The organism is Rhizobium lentis, assembly GCF_017352135.1.
GTDB lineage: Bacteria > Pseudomonadota > Alphaproteobacteria > Rhizobiales > Rhizobiaceae > Rhizobium > Rhizobium lentis.
Map to the genome: position 1 here is coordinate 615,425 of NZ_CP071454.1, position 20,752 is coordinate 636,176.

19 protein-coding genes and 1 pseudogene are annotated in these 20,752 nt (G+C 61.5%); 8 read left to right on the forward strand and 12 right to left on the reverse strand.

All coding sequences use genetic code 11. From position 1 onward, the window contains the following. Positions 1–18 precede the first annotated feature (18 nt). Complete coding sequence (gene sbmA, locus J0663_RS03070) at positions 19–1,284, reverse strand: peptide antibiotic transporter SbmA (RefSeq protein WP_207243005.1); 1,266 nt, start codon at positions 1,282–1,284, stop codon at positions 19–21. 125 nt (positions 1,285–1,409) lie between these two features. Continuing rightward, positions 1,410–2,624 (reverse strand): MFS transporter, encoded by a 1,215-nt coding sequence (locus J0663_RS03075; protein ID WP_207243006.1) that lies wholly within the window; start codon positions 2,622–2,624, stop codon positions 1,410–1,412. A gap of 137 nt (positions 2,625–2,761) precedes the next feature. Here J0663_RS03075 and J0663_RS03080 point away from each other — a divergent pair, with 137 nt between their 5' ends. Then, the gene (locus tag J0663_RS03080; protein ID WP_207243007.1) at positions 2,762–3,334 is read left to right on the forward strand and encodes a PadR family transcriptional regulator; all 573 of its coding nucleotides are present in this window, start codon (positions 2,762–2,764) and stop codon (positions 3,332–3,334) included. Positions 3,335–3,512: 178 nt separating this feature from the next. On the opposite strand, the gene map is transcribed toward J0663_RS03080, so the two are convergent. The 7 genes from map to glpK all read right to left on the reverse strand — a co-directional run bounded on the left by map (position 3,513) and on the right by glpK (position 10,129). Beyond that, the gene (gene map, locus J0663_RS03085; RefSeq protein ID WP_207243008.1) at positions 3,513–4,271 is read right to left on the reverse strand and encodes a type I methionyl aminopeptidase; all 759 of its coding nucleotides are present in this window, start codon (positions 4,269–4,271) and stop codon (positions 3,513–3,515) included. Between the two features lie 74 nt (positions 4,272–4,345). After that, positions 4,346–5,404 (reverse strand): LLM class flavin-dependent oxidoreductase, encoded by a 1,059-nt coding sequence (locus tag J0663_RS03090; protein ID WP_207243009.1) that lies wholly within the window; start codon positions 5,402–5,404, stop codon positions 4,346–4,348. A 403-nt stretch (positions 5,405–5,807) separates the two neighbouring features. Further along, positions 5,808–6,098 (reverse strand): GIY-YIG nuclease family protein, encoded by a 291-nt coding sequence (locus J0663_RS03095; RefSeq protein ID WP_207243010.1) that lies wholly within the window; start codon positions 6,096–6,098, stop codon positions 5,808–5,810. A gap of 177 nt (positions 6,099–6,275) precedes the next feature. Further along, the gene (locus tag J0663_RS03100) at positions 6,276–6,743 is read right to left on the reverse strand and encodes an SRPBCC family protein (RefSeq protein WP_207243011.1); all 468 of its coding nucleotides are present in this window, start codon (positions 6,741–6,743) and stop codon (positions 6,276–6,278) included. 90 nt (positions 6,744–6,833) lie between these two features. Then, positions 6,834–8,093, reverse strand: a complete 1,260-nt coding sequence (locus J0663_RS03105) for an RNA polymerase sigma factor (protein ID WP_207243012.1) — start codon at positions 8,091–8,093, stop codon at positions 6,834–6,836. Continuing rightward, complete coding sequence (locus J0663_RS03110; RefSeq protein WP_207243013.1) at positions 8,090–8,464, reverse strand: YciI family protein; 375 nt, start codon at positions 8,462–8,464, stop codon at positions 8,090–8,092. The genes J0663_RS03105 and J0663_RS03110 overlap by 4 nt, the downstream gene beginning before the upstream one ends. 171 nt (positions 8,465–8,635) lie before the next feature. Beyond that, positions 8,636–10,129 carry a glycerol kinase GlpK gene (gene glpK / locus J0663_RS03115; RefSeq protein ID WP_207243014.1) on the reverse strand — a complete coding sequence of 498 codons (1,494 nt, stop codon included), beginning with the start codon at positions 10,127–10,129 and terminating at the stop codon, positions 8,636–8,638. Positions 10,130–10,284: 155 nt separating this feature from the next. Here glpK and J0663_RS03120 point away from each other — a divergent pair, with 155 nt between their 5' ends. From J0663_RS03120 to xdhC, 4 genes are all read left to right on the forward strand, one after another. Further along, positions 10,285–11,061, forward strand: coding sequence for a 3-hydroxybutyrate dehydrogenase (locus J0663_RS03120; RefSeq protein WP_207243015.1), 777 nt, complete (start codon positions 10,285–10,287; stop codon positions 11,059–11,061). Positions 11,062–11,090: 29 nt separating this feature from the next. Beyond that, positions 11,091–12,554, forward strand: a complete 1,464-nt coding sequence (gene xdhA / locus J0663_RS03125; RefSeq protein ID WP_207243016.1) for a xanthine dehydrogenase small subunit — start codon at positions 11,091–11,093, stop codon at positions 12,552–12,554. Positions 12,555–12,657: 103 nt separating this feature from the next. Continuing rightward, the gene (gene xdhB / locus J0663_RS03130; protein ID WP_207243017.1) at positions 12,658–14,997 is read left to right on the forward strand and encodes a xanthine dehydrogenase molybdopterin binding subunit; all 2,340 of its coding nucleotides are present in this window, start codon (positions 12,658–12,660) and stop codon (positions 14,995–14,997) included. Between the two features lie 119 nt (positions 14,998–15,116). Continuing rightward, a complete protein-coding gene (xdhC, locus tag J0663_RS03135; protein ID WP_207243018.1) occupies positions 15,117–15,932 on the forward strand; it encodes a xanthine dehydrogenase accessory protein XdhC in 816 nt (271 codons plus the stop codon). Here the strand turns inward: xdhC and J0663_RS03140 are convergent. After that, complete coding sequence (locus J0663_RS03140; protein ID WP_207243019.1) at positions 15,908–16,111, reverse strand: hypothetical protein; 204 nt, start codon at positions 16,109–16,111, stop codon at positions 15,908–15,910. The two genes, xdhC and J0663_RS03140, sit on opposite strands and share 25 nt — an antisense overlap. Before the next feature lie 101 nt (positions 16,112–16,212). Here J0663_RS03140 and J0663_RS03145 point away from each other — a divergent pair, with 101 nt between their 5' ends. Further along, a complete protein-coding gene (locus J0663_RS03145; protein WP_207243020.1) occupies positions 16,213–17,109 on the forward strand; it encodes a LysR substrate-binding domain-containing protein in 897 nt (298 codons plus the stop codon). A 51-nt stretch (positions 17,110–17,160) separates the two neighbouring features. Here J0663_RS03145 and J0663_RS03150 read toward each other — a convergent pair whose 3' ends face one another. Continuing rightward, complete coding sequence (locus J0663_RS03150; protein ID WP_207243021.1) at positions 17,161–17,493, reverse strand: hypothetical protein; 333 nt, start codon at positions 17,491–17,493, stop codon at positions 17,161–17,163. A 163-nt stretch (positions 17,494–17,656) separates the two neighbouring features. Next, positions 17,657–17,984 (reverse strand): annotated as a pseudogene (locus J0663_RS31695) (Type 1 glutamine amidotransferase-like domain-containing protein); the annotation flags it as partial. Positions 17,985–18,182: 198 nt separating this feature from the next. Here J0663_RS31695 and puuD point away from each other — a divergent pair. Together puuD and guaD are read left to right on the forward strand one after the other, a co-directional pair. Further along, entirely contained in the window at positions 18,183–19,421 is a 1,239-nt protein-coding gene (gene puuD / locus J0663_RS03160; RefSeq protein ID WP_207243022.1) for a urate hydroxylase PuuD, read from the forward strand. Continuing rightward, complete coding sequence (gene guaD, locus J0663_RS03165; RefSeq protein WP_207243023.1) at positions 19,418–20,725, forward strand: guanine deaminase; 1,308 nt, start codon at positions 19,418–19,420, stop codon at positions 20,723–20,725. The genes puuD and guaD overlap by 4 nt, the downstream gene beginning before the upstream one ends. Positions 20,726–20,752: the final 27 nt, after the last annotated feature.

The following is a 20,752-nucleotide window of genomic DNA, read 5'->3' on the forward strand; positions in this document are numbered from 1 at the left end:
ACAAGCAAGCTTTACCCATCAACCATCCGCGTGCACAACTCCCCCCTCACGCTCCAGATAACGCTGATCGATCTCCGGCAACGGTTCGTCGTCGATTGCCGCTTCGAAAGCCTTGAGGCGCTTGTGGATAGAGAGCAGTTCGATGATCGTCGTCCAGGAGTTGACCAGATACTGGAACGAGTTGCTGACCTGTCCAAAAGCGGTCGAGATCTGCTGGAAGATGCCGTAAGTGATCGTGCCCGCAACGATGGTCGGCACCAGCATGAAGACCACGAAGAGCGCGTCGGCCTGGATATAGAAATAACGCGCGACATTGAAATACATATAGTGGAAATACATGCGGTAATAGTTTCGTCGAACGTTGCCGAAGAGTTCCCGTACCGTTGGCGGCTGCGCCCGGTCCGCATGATCCTCACCATAAACTAGTTCCTTGCGATAGGCTGCTTCGACACGCTGGTTGCGGAAGTTCAAGCCCGGCAGCTTGATACCGGCGACTGCAAGGAGGAGGGTGCCGAACGCCGACCAGAAGAGCGCCAGCCAGAAGAGCGAATTCGCCAGCCGGCCGATGACCGGCAATTCGGTCACGTAATGCGATAGCGCCAGAAGGATCGGAAGAAAGACCACAAGCGTCATCACCGAATTGATGAGACTGATACCGAGACCCTCGAGCGTGCTCGAAAAGCGCATCGTATCTTCCTGGACGCGCTGTGAGGCACCCTCGATATGGCGCAGCTTTTCCCACTTCGACATGTAGAAATTGTTCATCGCCGTACGCCAGCGGAATATGTAGTGGCTGGTGAAAAAGTCAGTCATGATCGACACGAACATGCTGAGGAAAGCGATCTGACAGAAGACCCACATAAGGCTGTAAAAATTGTCGACGGTTATGCCCGGCTGCTTCGACAATGCATTCTGCAGGAGGTCACCGAATGGCCGGCGCCAGTTATTGATGACGACGCTGATCTGGACGCCGAAATATGTCACGAAGATGATAAGTGCCGAACCCCAGATCGACCACAGCTTCCAGGGATGGTTCCGCGCTATCAGATGCCACGCGCCGCAGAAGATCAGCGCCGACAGAAAGAAATAGCTGTAAAACCAGATATTTTCCGGCAGCAGGAAGAATGAAAGATCGATCGGCTGCTGCTCTTCCGCAACCGGTGCAAAGCCAAACGACGCGCCGAGACCGGCCGCGAAGAAATACCAGCCCAATATTGAAATTAGCGTCCAGACGACGAGCGAAATGAAGAATGGCTTCGGCTGGGGAAAGAAGGAATGAAACACGGGGGACTTTGCTTTCCTGAACTGTGAGTCTCGGGAGTGTCACGGAACACTGATTGTGCCGGAAACTAAGGCAGTTCGAAGGAAGCAGCAATGGGTTCGGCCGATTGTTACGGAGATGTAACCGGTTAAGCGATTTTCCTCATCACGGGCATCACCATTGCAGCGCAGGCGACGAGGGCGACGGCGGCGATTACTGTCGGCGTGGTGAAACTGCCTGAGCGTTCGGCGATCCAGCCCGCCACGACCGGCCCGAGGATTTGGCCGACGCCGAAGGCGGCGGTCATCATCGCTAATATCCGCCGCGGGCTTTCGGGGGATAGCTTGCGGCCGATCTGCAGCCCGTAAGCGGTAATTGCCAGGAACGTCGCCCCGAACAGCGCGCCGCCGATCAGCGGCGCGACCGAAGGCGGCAGCGCCACGGTGGCGAGCACGCCGGCCGCCTCGATGAGAAGCGCCGCGACATAGACGCCGCCAAGGCCGAGCGGCCGCACCAGCGGCTTCCACCCAAAGAGCGCAACCGCCGCCGTCACGCCGGCGATGAACCAGCAGAGAAATTCGACGAAAGCTCCCGTTGCCGACAGGCGCGCGATGGTGACGAGGAAGGTCGCGGTTATGACATAACCAAAGCCGAACAGGCCGTAGGACAATGTGACGAGCACCATCGGCCGGTTCCAGACGAGCGCCGGCTCCTTGCCCGCGCGTGCCGATTGCGCCGGCGCCGAAGGCAGGAGCCACCAGACGATGAGCAGGCTCGCAGCACAATAAAGCGCCCCGCCGATCCAGTCGGCGCGCCAGCCGTCCGGACCGTCGTGAAAGCCGAGTCCAATCAGGAGCACCATGACCGAGGAAAGCGCGATGCCCGCGCCCGGCCCGCCGAAATGCGCCGCCTGCACATGATCGTTGCCGGCAGCAGCCCCGTGGCTGAGCACAATCGATGAGGTGAAGACCATCGCAAAGGCGCTGGCAAGACCGGCCAGGAACCGGATGACCGCAAAGATCGCGACGGAATCTGTGGCCGCCATCGCCGCGAGCAGTATTACGGTGGCAAGCAGTGCCAGCAGCGCCACCAGCCGTTCGCGTCCCGCCGCCCAGCCATAGCCCGCAAGCACGGCGCCAACGAGATAACCGACGAAATTCGCCGACGCGATAAAGCCGGCATCGGCGGCCGAAAGCGGCACGCCGCTCATCATGCCGGGCAGGATCGGCGTGTAGGAGAAGCGCCCGAAACCCATGGCCGCCGCCATGGCAACGGCGCCGGCAGCAGCGGTGGAGACAAGATCTGGCGGGGAGTGCGGCGGGCGGGAAAGCATGCAGCGCTTATCGCGCCGCAGCACCGGCATCGCAAACGACTATTTCTGATCGATCGATCAATTTCCGGAAAGGTCGAAAAATTCTCGACCTGCCTTGAACGCAACTATCTTACGATATATGTTTTACGACATAGCCAACGATACATCTGACGATGAAAGGAAAGACCATGAGAGGTTTTAAAGGTGGCATGTTCGGCGAAGCTTTCCGCATGGGCCGCAAATTCGCAGCAGGCGATCTGCAGCTCGTTATCCTTGCGCTGCTCGCCGAGCAGCCGCGCCACGGTTACGAATTGATAAAGTTGCTGGAGGAGCGTTCCGGCGGCTTCTATGTGCCGAGCCCCGGCGTCATCTACCCCGCGCTCACCTATCTCGAGGAAACCGGTCTTGCCGAAGTGGAGAACGAAGGGACCAAGAAGCTCTATCGCATCACCGAAGCCGGTCGCCAGCGTGTCGAGGAAAACCGCGATATGATCCTGCACACGCTCGCCAAGCTTGAACGCATCGGCGAGAAGATGGCCTATGTGAAGCGTGTCTTCGAAACCGACCGTCACGGCGTCGACAGCGATGACGGCGACTTCATGCAGGACGGCGGCGATATCCGCGCTGCCCGCATGCTGCTGCGCTCTGCTCTCCAGATGCGCTATCCCTGGTCGAAGTCCGAAGCAGCCCGCATCGCCGGCATATTGGAACGCGCCGCCACCGAAATCCTGCAGGGCGGCAGGCCGGACGCGCGGGGGTGAGGAGGAAGAACGGCCAACAGGCCCAGTAAGTTGATGGTGCGCTAACCCCTCCTCCCTCATTCCTGTGCTCGTCACAGGAATGAGGGAGGACAAGGTGGTGAGCGCTTACAAAGCGTCATGGAGATACCAACCTCGAAGGGTGATGCGGGCGCTCCACTCTAAATTCCAGGTCCCGGCCCTACACCCGCCCGTCCGGCAAGGTCAAAATCACCGGTCCATTCCGCGTCGCAACCACTGTGTGCTCATATTGGACAGTCGGGGCTTTGGGATCGGCATAGAGCGTCCACGCATCGTCGCCGCCCTCGGCCCATGTCGCGCCGAGCGAAAGGAACGGCTCGACGGTGAAGACGAGGCCATCCGTCATCACGCGCTTTTCCGAGGGATCCGGCCAGGTCGAGAGCTCGGCCGGTTCCTCGTGCAGCGAGCGGCCGACGCCGTGGCTCGCCAGATTGGCGACCAGCGTGTAGCGGTTCTTCTGCGCAAATGCGCCGACGGCAGTGCCGATCTTTGCCAGCGGCTCGCCTGCTTTCACCTGGTTGAGCCCGACCCAGAGCGCCCGCCTGCCGTCACGGCAGAGCCGTTCGATCCTCGGCTTGACCGGCGGCATCGCGAAGGAGGCGCCGGTATCGGCGAAGAAGCCGTCTTTTTCCGCCGAGACATCGATATTGATCAGGTCGCCGGCCTGGATGACCCGCGCCCCTGGAATGCCGTGGGCGATTTCTTCATTGACGCTGATGCAGGTGGCGCCGGGAAACTGGTAGCAGAACTCCGGCGCCGAGCGCGCGCCGGATTCCTCGAGCACCTTGCGGCCGATCTGGTCGAGTTCCAGCGTCGTCATGCCCGGCTCCATCGCTGCCGCCATCACCTGGATGGCGTTGGCGCAGATCCGGCCGATCTCCTTGAGCTTTGTCAGTTCATCGTCGTTTGCGATTACCATTCGTCTCTTCCGGCCTTGCGCGGGACGGCCGCAGCCGCCTTAGAGCGCGAGGACGCGCTGAGGGGTTGCGCTGGTTAAGCCGTGGCTTTCGCCCCTTCGCCCCTTTCAGTCAATGCCTTTCTGACGATCGGCGCCACTTTCGTCCCATAGAGTTCGATACCGCGCATGATCTGATCATGCGGCATCAGGCCGATCGCCATCTGCAGCAGGAAGCGGTCATTCTTGAAAAGCACGTGATGGGCGATGATCTTCTCGGCGACCACCTCGGGATCGCCGACGAAGAGCGCGCCGTTCGGTCCGCGCGACAGATCGAAATGCGCCCGGTTGGTCGGCCCCCAACCGCGTTCGCGGCCGATACGGTTCATTACCTCGGCCTGCGGACCGTAAAACTGGTCGGCGGCGGCCTCGGTCGTGTCGGCGATGAAGCCGTGAACATTGATGCTGGTCTTCAGCTTCGCCTGGTCCTGACCTGCCCGGCGCGCCGCCTCGCGGTAGAGATCGAAGAGCGGCGCGAAGCGGCGCGGCTCGCCGCCGATCGCGAGCGCCACCGGCAGCCCGAGCGCGCCGGCGCGCGCCACCGATTGCGGTGTGCCGCCGACGGCGACCCAGAGCGGCAGCGGATCCTGCAGCGGCCGGGGATAGACGCTGCGGCCGTTGATCGGCGCGCGAAGCTCGCCCTTCCACGCGACGGTCTCATTATCGCGCAGCGCCAGGAGCAGATCGAGCTTCTCCTCGAAGAGCTGGTCGTAATCCTCGAGATTGTAGCCGAACAACGGGAACGACTCGATGAAAGAGCCGCGCCCCGCCATGATCTCGGCACGGCCATTGGAAATCAGGTCGAGGGTCGAAAACTGCTGGAAGACGCGCACCGGATCATCGGAAGACAGCACGGTGACGGCGCTGGTCAGCCGGATGTTTTTGGTCTTGACGGCTGCCGCCGCCAGCGCGACGGCGGGCGCCGAGGCCGCATAGTCCGGCCGATGGTGTTCGCCGAGCCCAAAGACGTCGAGCCCCACCTGATCGGCAAGCTCGATCTCCTCGATCAGATGCTTCAGCCGCTCGGCCCCTTCCGCTCCCTTGCCGCGGGAAGGGTTCGGATTGACGTCGGCAAATGTGTAAAGGCCCAGTTCCATCGTCGGCATCTCGTTGAATTCCAGGCTGAGATAAGCATGGCAGGGATGCAGCGCAAACATAAATTGTGGAACTGAATGTTCGAGAATTTCGATAGGCAGCGGAAGTTTTTAAGGGCTCGATGGGACCTTCAGCCACATCTAGCCGAGCAAACATCGTAGGATGGCAAAGAGTCCCTGCGCCATGGACATGGCGCTGCTGGATTCCTGTGACAAGCACAGGAATGAGGGAGCAAGTGGTGATCACCTCGCCACCCAAATCCCGTATCATTCAAAGCGTTTTTTCAGATGCGGAACTGCGCTAACGGTGGTTGTTGACCTCTGCGAACGCCAAGAACTCCCTCATTCCCGTGCTTGTCACAGGAATCCAGCAGTCGCGCGTCTGCGCGACGAGGGACACAGCTCATCACAGACCAAGAAGATGAAAGGAGATATCCTCCCACTCCGGATTCTCCCGCTCGATCAGATTGAGCTTCCACTGCCTCGGCCATTTCTTGATCGTCTTCTCGCGCGTGATCGCAGCCGTCAGCAAATCATGCTCCTCGAACCACACCAAAGTCTTGACGCCGTATTTCGACGTGAACCCTGGCGTCAGCTCATTTTGATGCTCATATAGCCGGCCGGGAAGGTCACGCGTCACACCGGTATAGAGCGTGCCGTTGCGTTTGGATGCGAGGATGTAGACGTATCCCTTCATGCCAGCAGATTGGCACAGGATAGATCCCGCGTCGACGGCGACGCCGGCCCACGCGCACCATCAATTCGAATCTGATTTCAAAGGCTTGGTAGCCTCAGCGGAATCATCTTCCAAGCTGCCTCACACCGCACTTGAAGCATCGGGACGGCGCGGCCTCCACCACGCCGTCCCTGACATTCACATTTTCGCCAACAATTCCGCCAGCTGGTCGGCGGCCTTGCCCCAGCCTTCATGGAAGCCCATCTTCTCATGCGCTTCCTTGTCCTCGGCGCGCCAGTGCAGCGCCCTGGCCGTATATTTCGTCCTGCCGTTGCCGAGATCTTCGAGCAAGATGACGCCGGTGAAGAAGGGTTTTTCGGCAGGCACCCAGGCGCTGGTATAGGCATCGGTGAAGACGATCTTCTCGTTTTCGACTATCTCGAGATAGACGCCATAGTTCGGATACCGATTGCCCTCGGGATCCTGCATGACGACAACGCTTGCGCCGCCGGGGCGCACATCAAGCGTCGCGTCTGCCACACTCCACGGGCGCGGGACGAACCACTGCTTCACAAGATCCGGATCGGTCCATGCCTTGAAGATCTTCTCGCGCGGGGCGTCGAATTCGCGAACGAGGACGAGTTCATGTTGCGTGCTGGCGGTCATTTCAACATCTCTCCGTTAGAATGAAACCTGTTTCGTATCAGGTTGTTACAAAGACGTGTCGACATCAGCTGTTCCGACAGCAGGCTTAAATTAATTTGCGACCGGCTGCGCGGCCTCCTCCTGCATCTTGTCGATCTGGTGACGGATATGAGCAGCCTCCGCCGCAGACTGGGCGAGCGCGATGGCGCGGTCGAAAGCTTCGCGCGCCTGGCCGCTGCGGCCGAGCTGTTTCAACAGATTGCCGCGCAGGCCATGATAATAGAAATAGCCGCCGAGCTTCTCAGCCAGCGGCTCGATGAGATCCAGCGCCTCCTGCGGTCCGTGCAGCTTGGAAACAACGACGGCGCGATTAAGCGTGACGACAGGCGAAGGCTGAACACGCTCCAGCGCCCGGTAGAGCAGATCGATCTCCGTCCAGTCAGTGTCTTCGGCGCGTTTCGCGCGGGAATGAATGGCGGCTATGGCCGCCTGAAGCTGGTAGGGACCGGGTTGCCGGTGGCGCAGCGCCTTGTCGAGCAGCGCCAAGGCCTCATTGATGAAAAGCTGGTTCCAGAGCGAGCGGTCCTGATCCTCGAGCAGCACGATCTCGCCCTCGGCGCTGAAGCGCGCCGGGCGGCGAGATATCTGCAGGAACATCAGCGCAAGCAACCCCATCAGTTCCGGTTCGGACGGAAAGATGTGCAGCATCAGGCGTCCCAGCCGGATCGCTTCATCGCTGAAGGCGGCCGCCTCATGCTTGGGATCGGCCTGGCTGTAGCCCTCGTTGAAGATGAGGTAGATCATCGTGCTGACGATCGAAAGCCGCTCCGCCCGCTCCTGCGGGCTAGGCGTTTCGAAAGGCACACCCGCCTTGGCGACACGCGCCTTGGCCCGCGTGATGCGCTGTTCCATGGCACTTTCCGAAACCAGGAAAGCGCGCGCGATCTGCTGCACCGAAAGGCCGGACACGATGCGCAGCGCCAGTGCAATCTGCTGGGTCGCCGGCAGATCGGGATGGCAGCAGATAAAGAGAAGCCGCAGGATATCGTCGCGATAGTTGGAATCATCAAGCCGCTCGGCAATACCGCTTTCGGCATCCTCGGTATCGGAGATCGTATCCTCATCCGGCAGCGCCTGAAGCTTCGACCGTTTGCGCACGGCATCGATGCCACTGTTGCGCCCGACGAAAATCAGCCAGGCCGTCGGATCGCGCGGCGGTCCTTTCTCCGGCCATGTCCGGATCGCCCTCAGACATGCCTCCTGAAACGCCTCTTCCGCGGTATCGAGGTCGCGGAAATAGCGCAACAGCGCACCAAGCGCCTTCGGGCGGGCCGAGGCAAGGGCAAGGTCGATCCAGGCAATATCAGTCATGATGCAGCATCTCCCGGCCTGAAGACGTAGAAAGGCCGAATTTCGTAAGAGGTGGACCCGGGATTGACGGCGGAAAGCTGTTTCGAGAAGGCAACCGCCTCCTCAAGCGTCTCGAAGTCAACGACGTAGAAGCCGAGAAGCGCCTCCTTCGTCTCCGCGAAAGGCCCGTCGATGACCAGGGGCTCGTCCTTGCCTTTGCGCACGGTGGTCGCAGCCGTTGTCGGCATCAGCCGCCCGACGGGGCCGAGCTTGCCGGATTTGGCCAACGGCTCCTGCACGGCGTAAAGCTTCTCCATGACGGCAGCCTCTTCCTCCTGGGTCCAGGCGAAGACGGTTTCCTCATGGGCGTAACAAAGGATTGCATAAAGCATCGGGTCACTCCTCTTTCCGAATGACGAAGGAGTACCGTCTTGGCCGACAGGCCGCATCAAAAAAATCATTGGGAGGCAGAGTCAAAGCTCTGCGGCGCGCCGGCTCCTCGGCGGAAGAATAAAGCCGGACACGCGGCAGCGGAAAGGCACCGTGTCCCCGCTCTGATCGCCCTACCCCTCGCTCAGCGTCCGCCGGACCGCACTCTTCCAGCCCTTCAGTTTTGCCGCGCGTAGCTTCTCGTCCATGTCGGGCTCGAAACGGCGATCCCGTTTCCACGTCGCCGAAAAGCCCTCCTTGTCCGGCCACACCCCTGCCCGGCTGCCCGCGAGCCAGGCGGCGCCCAGCGCCGTCGTCTCCAGGATGACCGGGCGGTCGACGGGAGCATCGAGCAGGTCGGCGAGACGCTGCATCGTCCAGTCGGAGGCAACCATGCCGCCATCGACACGCAGCACGGTGTCGTCGCCGGCATTCTTCCAGTCCTTCTGCATGGCGTCGAGGAGATCGCGGGTCTGGTAGCAGACCGCTTCGAGCGCGGCCCTGGAAAGTTCCGCCGGGCCGCTATTGCGCGTCAACCCGAAAATCGCGCCCCGCGCCTTGGCATCCCAATGCGGTGCGCCAAGCCCGGTGAAGGCGGGCACAAGATAGACCTCCTGCGTGGGATCTGCCTTTTCAGCGAGCGAGTTGGACTCGGCGGCACTGCCGATGATGCGAAGCCCGTCGCGCAGCCATTGCACGGCAGCACCGGCGATGAAAATCGAGCCCTCGAGCGCGTAGGTCGTCTCACCGTTGAGCCTGTAGGCGATGGTCGTCAGCAGTCGGTTTTTCGAACGCACCATGTCGGCGCCGGTGTTCAGCAGCGCGAAGCAGCCGGTGCCGTAGGTCGATTTCAGCATGCCGGGCGCAAAACAGGCCTGTCCGATGGTCGCCGCCTGCTGGTCGCCAGCAACGCCGAGAATCGGAATCTCGGCGCCGAAGATATCGGCATCGACCATGCCGAAATCGGCGGCACAATCCTTGACCTCAGGCAGCATGGCGGACGGCACTCGCAGAATGTCGAGCAGGTCCTCGTCCCAGGCGTTTTCCGCAATGTTGTACATGAGCGTGCGCGAAGCGTTGGTCGCGTCGGTCACGAAACTCTTGCCGCCGGTCAAACGCCAGATCAGGAAGGTATCGATGGTGCCGAAGCAGAGATCGCCCCGGGAAGCACGCGCCCTTGCGCCCTTCACGTTGGCGAGCATCCAGGAAAGCTTCGTGCCGGAAAAATACGGATCGAGGATAAGCCCCGTCTTCCTGGTGAAGACCCGCTCGAGGTCCTGCCGTTTCAGGTTGTCGCAATAGCTTGCCGTGCGCCGGTCCTGCCAGACGATAGCGTTCTGGATCGGCCGGCCCGTCTCGCGTTCCCAGACAACAACCGTCTCGCGCTGGTTGGTGATGCCGAGTGCGGCGACATCCTTGGCCGCGATCCCGGCGTCGCGCAGCGCCATGTGGATGGTCGAGACGACCGAATCCCAAATCTCTTCGGGATCGTGCTCGACCCAGCCGGAGCGCGGATAAATCTGGGTGAATTCCTTCTGGCCCTTGCCGGCGACATGCATGTCGCCATCGAAGACGATCGCCCGCGTCGATGTCGTCCCCTGATCAATCGCCAGAACATATCCACCCATGAAATCCTCCTCAAGCATATGATTATCGTAACAAATCAATAGGACACGGACGCAGGCGAGAAAAGCGAATAAAGCGGAATTGCCAGCCTGCCGGCTTTGGGCATAACCTCGCCGCTAACGTTGCAACGCAACATCGCAGTGTCAGGAGAAACAGCATGAGCAGATCAGTCGTCGTTACCGGTTCCACCAGCGGCATTGGCCTTGCGATCGCCACCGCTTTCGCCGAAACCGGCGACAATGTCGTCATCAACGGTTTCGGAACTGCCGATGAAATCAAGGCGATCATCGAGCGGCTTCAATCTATGTCCAAGGCTCGCGTGATCCACCATCCGGCCGACATGACCAAGCCCGGCGAGATCGCCGATCTGATCGAGACGGCTGCGAAGTCCTTCGGCACCGTCGATGTCCTCGTCAATAATGCGGGCATTCAGCATGTCGAGAAGATCGAGGATTTCCCGATCGAGAAGTGGGACCAGATCATCGCGATCAATCTGTCGAGTTCCTTTCACACTATGCGCGCCGCCATCCCGTTGATGAAAGCGAAGAAGCATGGCCGCATCATCAACATCGCCTCGGCCCACGGCCTCGTCGCCTCCCCCTTCAAATCCGCCTATGTCGCGGCGAAACATGGTATATTAGGCCTAACGAAAACAGCGGCACTGGAACTTGCCGAGTTCGGCGTCACCGTCAACGCCATCTGCCCTGGCTACGTGCTGACGCCGCTCGTGGAAAAACAGATCCCGGACACCGCCAAGGCCCGCGGCATAACCGAGGAACAGGTGAAGAGCGAGGTCATCCTCAAGGCGCAGCCGACGCACGAATTCGTCAAGGCCGAGGAGATCGGTAGCTTGTCGCTCTACCTCGCCAGCGACGCCGCCCGTCAGGTTACGGGAACGCATATCTCGATTGACGGGGGCTGGACGGCGGCTTAACCATTTGGAAAAACAATAACAGGAACATCATGAACGACAGCATCCGCTTCATCCTGAATGGCGAGGACATCGCGCTCACCGAGGTCGGGCCAACCGAGACGCTTCTCGATTTTCTGCGGTTAAAGCGGCGCCTGACAGGCACCAAGGAAGGATGTGCCGAGGGGGATTGCGGCGCCTGCACCGTGCTCGTCGGGCGGCTCGCAGACGGCAAGCTCGCCTATGAATCCGTCAATGCCTGTATCCGGTTCATGGGCTCGCTGCACGCAACCCACGTGGTGACGGTCGAGCACCTGGCCGGCCGGGACGGCGCGCTGCACCCGGTGCAGCAGGCGCTGGTCGATTGCCACGGCTCGCAATGCGGCTTCTGCACCCCGGGCTTCGTCATGTCGCTCTACGGCCTATGGCTCACGACGGAAAAGCCCGGCCGCCGTGAGATCGAAAAGGCGCTGCAAGGCAATCTCTGTCGCTGCACCGGCTATGAGCCGATCGTCAAGGCCGCCGAGCGGGTGAGCCTGATGCGCCCGAGCGCCCTCTTCGACCCGCTGGAGCGGACACGATCGGAAATCATCGCGCGCCTCTGGGCAATGCAGGCGAGCGGCACCATCCGGATTGGGACGGGCGAAGACCGGCTGATCGTTCCGGCCTCTGTCCAGGCATTGGCTGAAGTGCTGTCGCAGGAACCTGATGCGACCATCGTCGCCGGCGCGACCGATGTCGGCCTCTGGGTAACCAAGCAGATGCGACGGCTGAGCCCTGTCGTTTTCATCAATCATTTGAGCGAACTGCAGTCGATCATCGAAAGCGAGGATGGCGTCACCATCGGCGCCGGCGTCAGCTACACCAGGGCCTTTGAAGCGATCTCGAAGAAAATTCCGGCGCTCGGACGGCTGATCGACCGCATCGGCGGCGAGCAGGTGCGCAATATGGGCACGATCGGCGGCAATATCGCCAACGGCTCGCCGATCGGCGACAGTCCGCCGCCATTGATCGCGCTCGGCGCGACGCTGACACTGCGCTCCCTGCAAGGTCAGCGCAAGATGCCGCTCGAGGATTTCTTCATCGCCTATGGCAAGCAGGACCGCAGGCCAGGCGAATTCGTCGAAAGCGTCTTCGTACCCTATCCCGCGACCGGCCGCTTTGCCGCCTACAAGGTCACCAAGCGCCGCGACGAGGACATCACTGCCGTGCTCGGCGCTTTCCTTTTGACCCTCGACCATGCCGAGATGGTCACCGACATCCGCATCGCCTTCGGCGGCATGGCAGCGACACCGAAACGTGCCCGTATGGTGGAGGCCGAACTGATTGGCAAACCCTGGACTGAAGCAACGATCGACGCCGCCCGTCCTGCCTTCGACACCGATTTCCAGCCGCTCACCGACTGGCGCGCCACGGCGGAATACCGCCAACTGACGGCGAAGAACCTGCTGACGCGGTTCTATCTGGAAACGGTCGGCGCGCCGGCGGAGCTGAAGCGGTTCGAGGAGGTGGCGTGATGGACGCATTGATCGGAACGCCCCGAGTGCAAACCTTGCTGGGAATAGTCGCGGTCTCCTCCGCTCCCTCATTCCTTTCCTCCCTTCGCGGAGGACTCATCTAATGGACAAGTCCACCTTCGAAGACCGTAAAGCCATCATCTCCGGGCAGATGCACGGTTCGCTGCGACATGATTCCGCGCATAAACATGTGACCGGAACCGCCGACTACATCGACGATATCCCCGAACCCGCAGGCCTGCTGCACGGCGCGCTCGGCCTCTCCGACCGGGCTCATGCCGAAATCCTCAGCATCGATCTCTCCGCGGTCGCCGCCCATCCCGGCGTCGTCTGGGCCTTCACCGGCAGGGACGTGCCTGGTGTCAACGACGTTAGCTCCAACGGCAGCCACGACGAGCCGCTGCTTGCCGAAACTTTGGTTCAGTTCCACGGCCAGCCGATCTTTGCCGTCATCGCCGAAACGCGCGATGCCGCGCGCCGGGCCGCACGGATGGCGAAGGTCAACTATCGCGACCTGCCACACTGGCACGATGTCGACGGCGCGCTCGCCAATGGCAGTCCGCTGGTCGTAAGCCCGATGACGCTGCAACGCGGCGAGCCGGAAACCGAAATGTCGAATGCCGCGATGCGTCTCAAAGGGCAGATGCGCATCGGGGGACAGGAGCATTTCTACCTCGAAGGCCACATCGCCGTGGCGATCCCCGGCGAGGACGACGAGGTCACCGTCTGGTCTTCGACGCAGCATCCGAGCGAAATCCAGCACATCGTCGGCCACGTGCTCGACATCCCGTCCAACGCCGTGACCGTCAATGTGCGCCGCATGGGCGGCGGCTTCGGTGGCAAGGAGACGCAGGGCAATCAGTTCGCGGCGCTTGCGGCAATTGCCGCCAAGAAGCTCGGTCGCGCCATCAAATTTCGCCCGGACCGCGACGAGGACATGAGCGCCACCGGCAAACGGCACGATTTTCTCGTCGATTACGAGGTCGGCTTCGACGGCGAAGGCCGCATCCACGCCGTCGACGCAACATATGCGGCGCGCTGCGGCTTCTCCTCCGATCTCTCCGGCCCGGTCACCGACCGCGCACTTTTCCATGCCGATTCCAGCTACTTCTATCCGCATGTGCATTTGCAATCGAAACCGCTGAAAACGCACACAGTGTCCAACACCGCCTTCCGCGGTTTCGGCGGGCCGCAAGGCATGCTTGGCGCCGAGCGCGTCATCGAGGAGATCGCCTACGCCCTCGGTAAGGACCCGCTCGATATCCGCAAGCTGAATTTCTACGGTCAGCCGGGCTCCGGGCGCACGCTGACGCCCTATCATCAGGAGGTCGAGGACAACATCATAGCCCGCGTCGTCGAGGAGCTGGAGGAAACGGCAGAGTACCGGGCGCGGCGCAATGCGATCATCGCCTTCAACCGCGACAGCCGCTACATCCGAAAGGGCATCGCGCTGACCCCGGTGAAATTCGGTATCTCCTTCACCATGACCGCCTTCAACCAGGCCGGCGCCCTCGTCCATATCTACCAGGACGGCTCGATCCACCTCAACCATGGCGGCACCGAAATGGGCCAGGGTCTCTACACGAAGGTGGCGCAGGTGCTGGCCGACAGCTTCCAGGTCGATATCGACCGGGTGAAGATCACCGCGACGACGACCGCCAAGGTCCCGAACACATCGGCCACCGCCGCCTCCTCAGGCTCGGACCTGAATGGCATGGCTGCCTATGACGCCGCCCGCCAGATCAAGGAACGGCTGGTGGCCTTTGCCGCCGAGAAATGGGATGTGCCACCCTCCGACGTCGCCTTCCTGCCGAACCGAGTGCGCGTCGGCGAGATCGAGATCCCCTTCCCTGATTTCATCAAACAGGCCTATTTTGCCCGCGTCCAGCTGTCCGCCGCCGGCTTCTACAAGACGCCGAAGATCCACTGGGACCGCAAGGCCGGCCGCGGCACGCCCTTCTATTATTTCGCCTATGGTGCCGCCTGCACCGAGGTCTCGATAGACACGCTGACCGGCGAATATCTGATCGACCGCACCGACATCCTCCACGATGTCGGCCGCTCGCTGAACCCGGCGATCGACATGGGCCAGGTCGAGGGCGCCTTCGTCCAGGGCTTGGGCTGGCTGACGACGGAAGAACTCTGGTGGGACGACAAGGGCCGGTTGCGCACCCATGCGCCATCGACCTACAAGATCCCGCTCGCTTCTGACCGGCCGAAGATCTTCAATGTGCGGCTTGCCGAATGGTCCGAGAATATAGAAGCGACCATCGGCCGCTCCAAGGCCGTCGGCGAACCGCCGTTCATGCTGGCGATCTCGGTGTTGGAAGCCCTGTCGATGGCGGTGGCGAGCGTCGCCGATTACAAAGTCTGCCCGAGACTCGACGCACCGGCGACACCGGAGCGGGTGTTGATGGCAGTGGAGCGGATGAAGCGGGTGTAGGATGCGTCCGGCTGATTTCATGTTTGAGCAGGACGGGCGGAGAGGCTGGAGCAAATTGCACCCCCCTCAGTCCGGCAGGACAGAGGGGGTGACACACCCCCACACCCATCAGCTTACCCATGACCACCCTCCCCGCTTTCCTCACCGCCCACCCCGACAGCATCCTCGTCGACATCACCGGCACCCAAGGCTCCACCCCGCGTGAAGCTGGCGCCTTCATGCTCGTGTCGCCAACCGCATTATGGGGCACCATCGGCGGCGGGCAGTTCGAGTTTATGGCGATCGCAAATGCACGGGAGATGTTAGCGGGAACCGGCGGGGCACTTACTATGGACATTCCGCTCGGCCCCGAGATCGGCCAGTGCTGCGGTGGGCGCACGCAGTTGCGGTTTCGGCGGCTGACGCAGGCGCTGAAAGATGAGCTCGACGAGAGGCTTGCCGGCGAGATCGAGCGCCTGCCAGACGTCTATCTGTTCGGCGCCGGTCATGTCGGCCGGGCGCTAGCCTCGGCTCTAGCGCCGCTGCCCTTATCGGTAACGGTGGTCGAGACCCGACAGGAAGAACTCGCCAACCTGCCGTCTCAAACCAAGACCCGGCTGGTGCCGATGCCCGAAGCATTGGTGAAGGATATCGCGGCCGGCGGCGCGGTCGTCATCCTGACGCATGATCACGCGCTTGATTTTCTCATCGCCCGCGAAGCGCTTGAGAGAACCGACCTCGCCTACACCGGCATGATCGGTTCGGCGACCAAGCGCGCCACCTTCGCACGCTGGCTTTTGCGCGAAGCAGGCGGAGAACGCGGCTCCATCGAGCGATTGACGCTGCCGATCGGCGGCTACGCGGTCAGAGACAAGCGCCCTGAAGTCATCGCCGCCATGACCGCCGCCGAAATCCTGATGGCACTTTCAAACTATCGCATGCGCTCGTCTTCGTAATAGGGATCGCGCCCGTCGAGGAAACCGAGATCGCGCTTGACGCGGTCCGGCGTGGCGGAAAGATCGAGCCGCGGCAGGCGGCAGAAGCGCCCAGCGCTTCCCGCCAGCCAGCCGGCAAGGCGTCGGAAAGTGCCGGTGCTCCGCTGCGACCGGCTCTCTTCGATAGCATAGCAATCCATGACATCACCTCGTCAGATTGATGGTATGAGTTGCAGTTTGCCGCTGAAAATGCTGCAATTCCAATCGAACGACCGTCTGCCTGCATCAAGAGAACTTATCCATGAAACTTTCAAAACAGTTTCCACTGAATGCGCTGCGCGTCTTTGAGGCCGCCGCCCGCCTCGGCAGTTTCACCAAGGCCGGAGACGAGCTCGGCATGACGCAGACGGCCGTCAGCTATCAGATCAAGCTGCTGGAGGAGAATGTCGGCGAGCCGCTCTTCCTGCGTCGTCCCCGTCAGATTGCCCTGACGGGGACCGGCGAGCGGCTGGCGCCGAAGGTGACCGAAGCCTTCGCGATGCTGCATGACGCGATGGCGACGGCGCGCGACAGCGTCGAAGGAACGCTGGCCATCAGCTCGACCCATACTTTCGCGTCGAAATGGCTGGCGCCGCGCCTCGGCTCTTTCCACCTGAAGCATCCGGCGATCGCAGTGCGCCTTCAGGCAAGCTCCGACATCATCGATTTCACGCGCGAGCAGATCGATGTCGGCATCCGCTGGGGTGACGGCAACTGGCCGGGGCTGACGCTGCACCGGTTGATGGGCCTTGAGTTCACCCCGATGCTGAGCCCGAAGCTGGCGGAATCGGCGGGCGGCATCAGAGAGCCGCGTGATCTCCTGAAATTCGATCTCTTCGACGCTGGCGACATCTGGTGGAAACAATGGTTCGAGGCAGCCGGCGTCACGGAGACAGATCTCGACCGGCGCCCGCGCAATCAGCTTGGCTCCCAGGCGGTGGAAGCCGACGCGGCCATCGCCGGCCACGGCGTCGCCATCCTCCATCCGGCCTTCTATGCGGCTGAGATCGCCCTCGGCCGGCTCTATCAGCCTTTCGAACTGACCCGCAGCGATGGCAAGGCCTACTGGCTCGCCTACCCCGAAAATCGCCGCAACGTTCCCAAAATCAAGGCTTTTCGCAACTGGATCCTCGAAGAGATGAAAGTAGCCGAAAACTAAAGCCACATGTATCGGACCCGATCTGCTGGGTCCGATGCATATAGCCGAGCATCAATATCCCATCTCAGGCGCATAGAAACAGCGCGGCGTGTCCTCGTTCGGGAACAGGCAGAGATGATAGTCGTTGTCGCCGGATTGCATCGCCTTCGTCATCGGCAGCAGGAAGACGTGCGCATGCGTGACCAGCCGATGATCTCCCGGCAGTAGTGTCACACGATATCCGCCCGGCGTCACGGCCACGCTTTTCGAAGGGATCATCTGGCAATCGCCATTGTGGCTATCGCCATTGCAACAATAGGGGTCATAACTCCACCCCGTGGGTGCGTCGTGAGCCGTCGCCAGCGACGCATACGCAATCATCATACACGTCAGAATACTGCGCATGGGCATCTTCTCCGTCGATGAATGCGCCGCCGCTGATCTACTGTTCTTGTTTCATTCCGGCGGCCTTAAACATAACTGTCATCGGATCGTAACAGTTTCAAGATCTGCTGCATCAGCAAACCGACTATAAGTCGGAGATAATGCACAGCCTTCTCGGCAGCTTTTAGGCACGGGACAGCAGATCGGCGATCCGGCAACGATCGACAGCCTCTACAAAACCGTCGGAAATCATCAGAGGAGCGCGCCGAAGATTTCGACGAGCCCGCTGGCGAGGATCAGACCTTCGCCGTCCCGACATGCGAGAATGGGGTTGGCCGTCATCTCGCGGTAGCGCAGCAACGCGGGGAGATTGCCGGGATCGCCGTTCAAATGCGGAAAGAACTCGAAGGCACCAGACCGGGGGCAGCGCCATCCCGCACCGTATCGGGCGAACCGCCGGAAAAGGGCGCGTCGGCCGCGATCGTCGGCGTCATCAAAATCGCCCCGAGAGAACAAGCTCGGCAACCCGCCGGTCCATCGGCGCGTTTTCGGCGACAAGTTGGTCGCTGTAGAGCGCGGTGATCACTCCGTTGCTCCTTCGGCCTCGTCACCGTTTGCGGTAACAGGCGACCTCCAGTCCTTCAATCTCCTCTTCCCTCCCCGGCAAAATTTCCGCAATGTCGCGAGTCGGAGGAAGATAGGGGAACTCGATGTATGAATATGCCATAGCATGGGAATGGCTCGCCTTCGCGGCGCGCTGGTTCCATGTCGTCACCGCGATCGCCTGGATCGGATCGTCCTTCTATTTCATCGCGCTCGATCTCGGACTGGTGAAACGCCCGCATCTGCCGCCCGGCGCCTATGGCGAGGAATGGCAGGTCCATGGCGGCGGCTTCTATCACATCCAGAAATATCTCGTGGCGCCGGCGCAGATGCCGGAACACCTGACCTGGTTCAAATATGAAAGCTATTTCACCTGGATCTCCGGCTTCCTGATGCTCTGCATCGTCTATTACGGCGGCGCCGACCTCTTCCTCATCGATCGCCACGTCCTCGACATCAGTCCGCCCGTCGCGATCCTGATCTCGTTGGCCTCGCTCGCCTTCGGCTGGCTCGTCTACGATCTGCTGTGCAAGTCGCCGCTTGGCCGCAACACCTGGGGGCTGATGGCGGTGCTTTATGTCGTGCTCGTCTTCATGGCCTGGGGTTATACGCAGCTCTTCACCGGCCGTGCCGCCTTCCTGCATCTCGGCGCCTTTACCGCGACAATCATGTCGGCCAACGTCTTCATGATCATCATCCCGAACCAGAAGATCGTTGTCGCCGATCTCATTGCCGGGCGCACGCCCGATCCGAAATATGGGCAGGTCGCCAAGCAGCGTTCGCTGCACAACAACTACCTGACGCTGCCTGTCATTTTCTTCATGCTGTCGAACCACTATCCGCTCGCCTTCGGCACGGCCTTCAACTGGGTGATCGCGGCGCTCGTCTTCCTGATGGGCGTGACGATCCGCCATTGGTTCAATACCACCCACGCCCGGAAGGGCCGCCCCACCTGGACCTGGATCGTCACCGTCATCCTCTTCATCGTGATCATGTGGCTTTCAACCGCGCCGAAGCTGCTGACCGGCGAGACGGATGCTGCCGCAGTGGCGCCCGCCTTCCAGCAATTCGCCGGCGATCCGCATTTTCCCGCCGTCAAGCAACTGGTCTCGACACGCTGTTCCATGTGCCACGCCGCCGAGCCCGCCTATGAGGGTGTCGTGCGGCCGCCGAAGGGTGTGGCACTTGAAAGCGACGCGGAAATTGCCGCCCACGCCCGGGAAATCTATATACAGGCGGGCCGCAGCCATGCCATGCCGCCCGGTAACGTGACCGATATTACGCCGGACGAACGCAGGCTGCTCGTCGCCTGGTTCGAAAGCGCAGTCGAAGGCAAGAAACAATGACGACGACACTTCTCCGCGGCCGCCTGCTTTCCTTCCATCGCGCGCCGCTGAGCCTGACCGACAGCCAGAGCTATCTCTACGAGGAGGACGGCGGCCTGCTGACCGAGGATGGGCGTATCTCCGCGGTCGGCCCCTATGCCGAAGTCAAGGCGAAGGTGGCCGAGGGCACGGCCGAGATCGACCATCGGCCGCATCTCATCATGCCCGGCTTCATCGACATGCATCTGCATTTTCCGCAGATGCAGGTGATCGCCTCCTATGCCGCCAACCTGCTCGAATGGCTGAACACCTACACTTTTCCGGAGGAATGCCGCTTCGTCGAAAGCGCTCATGCTGAAAGGATCGCCGGGCATTTCTACGACGAACTGATCCGCCACGGCACGACGACGGCCGTCGCCTACTGCTCCGTACACAAGACCTCCGCCGACGCCTTCTTCGCCGAGGCGATGAAGCGCAACATGCGCATGGTCGGTGGCAAGGTGATGATGGACCGGAACGCCCCCCAGGGCCTGCTCGACACGCCCGAGATGGGTTACGACGAGACGCGCCAGGTGATCGCGGACTGGCACGGCAAGGGCCGCAACCACGTCGCCATCACCCCGCGCTTCGCCATCACCTCGACGCCGGCGCAGATGGAGGCGACCTCAGCGCTTGCCCGCGAATTTCCCGACCTGCACATCCAGACGCATCTTTCGGAAAACCACGACGAGATCAAATTCACGTGCGAGCTCTATCCCGAGGCGATCGATTATACCGACATCTACGCCCGCTACGGCCTGCTCGGACCGAAAAGCCTCTTCGGCCATGCCATCCATCTCTCCGAACGCGAAGCCGACGTCATGAGCGAGACGGGTGCGGTCGCCGTCCACTGCCCGACATCGAACCTCTTCCTCGGCTCCGGCCTGTTTCCGCTTAAGGCGCTCTCGCGCCGCGAAAAGCCGGTCCGCATCGGCGTCGCCACAGATATCGGCGGCGGCTCCAGCTATTCGATGCTGAAAACGATGGACGAGGCCTACAAGATCCAGCAGCTGCTCGGCGAACGGCTGAACCCGCTGGAAAGCTATTACCTGATGACACGCGGCAATGCCGAGGCGCTGTCGCTGGCCGACCGGATCGGCACGCTGGAACCCGGCACCGAAGCAGACCTTGTCGTTCTCGATGCATCAGCGACCCCGGCCATGGCGCTGAAGATGGAGACGGTGAAGACACTGCCCGAGGAACTCTTCCTCCTGCAGACGATGGGCGACGACCGCGCGGTCGCAGAAACCTACGTGGCAGGGATTGCCTCCAAAGCGGGGCTTTGAGGATATTGGCACCCCTAAAGATGTAAG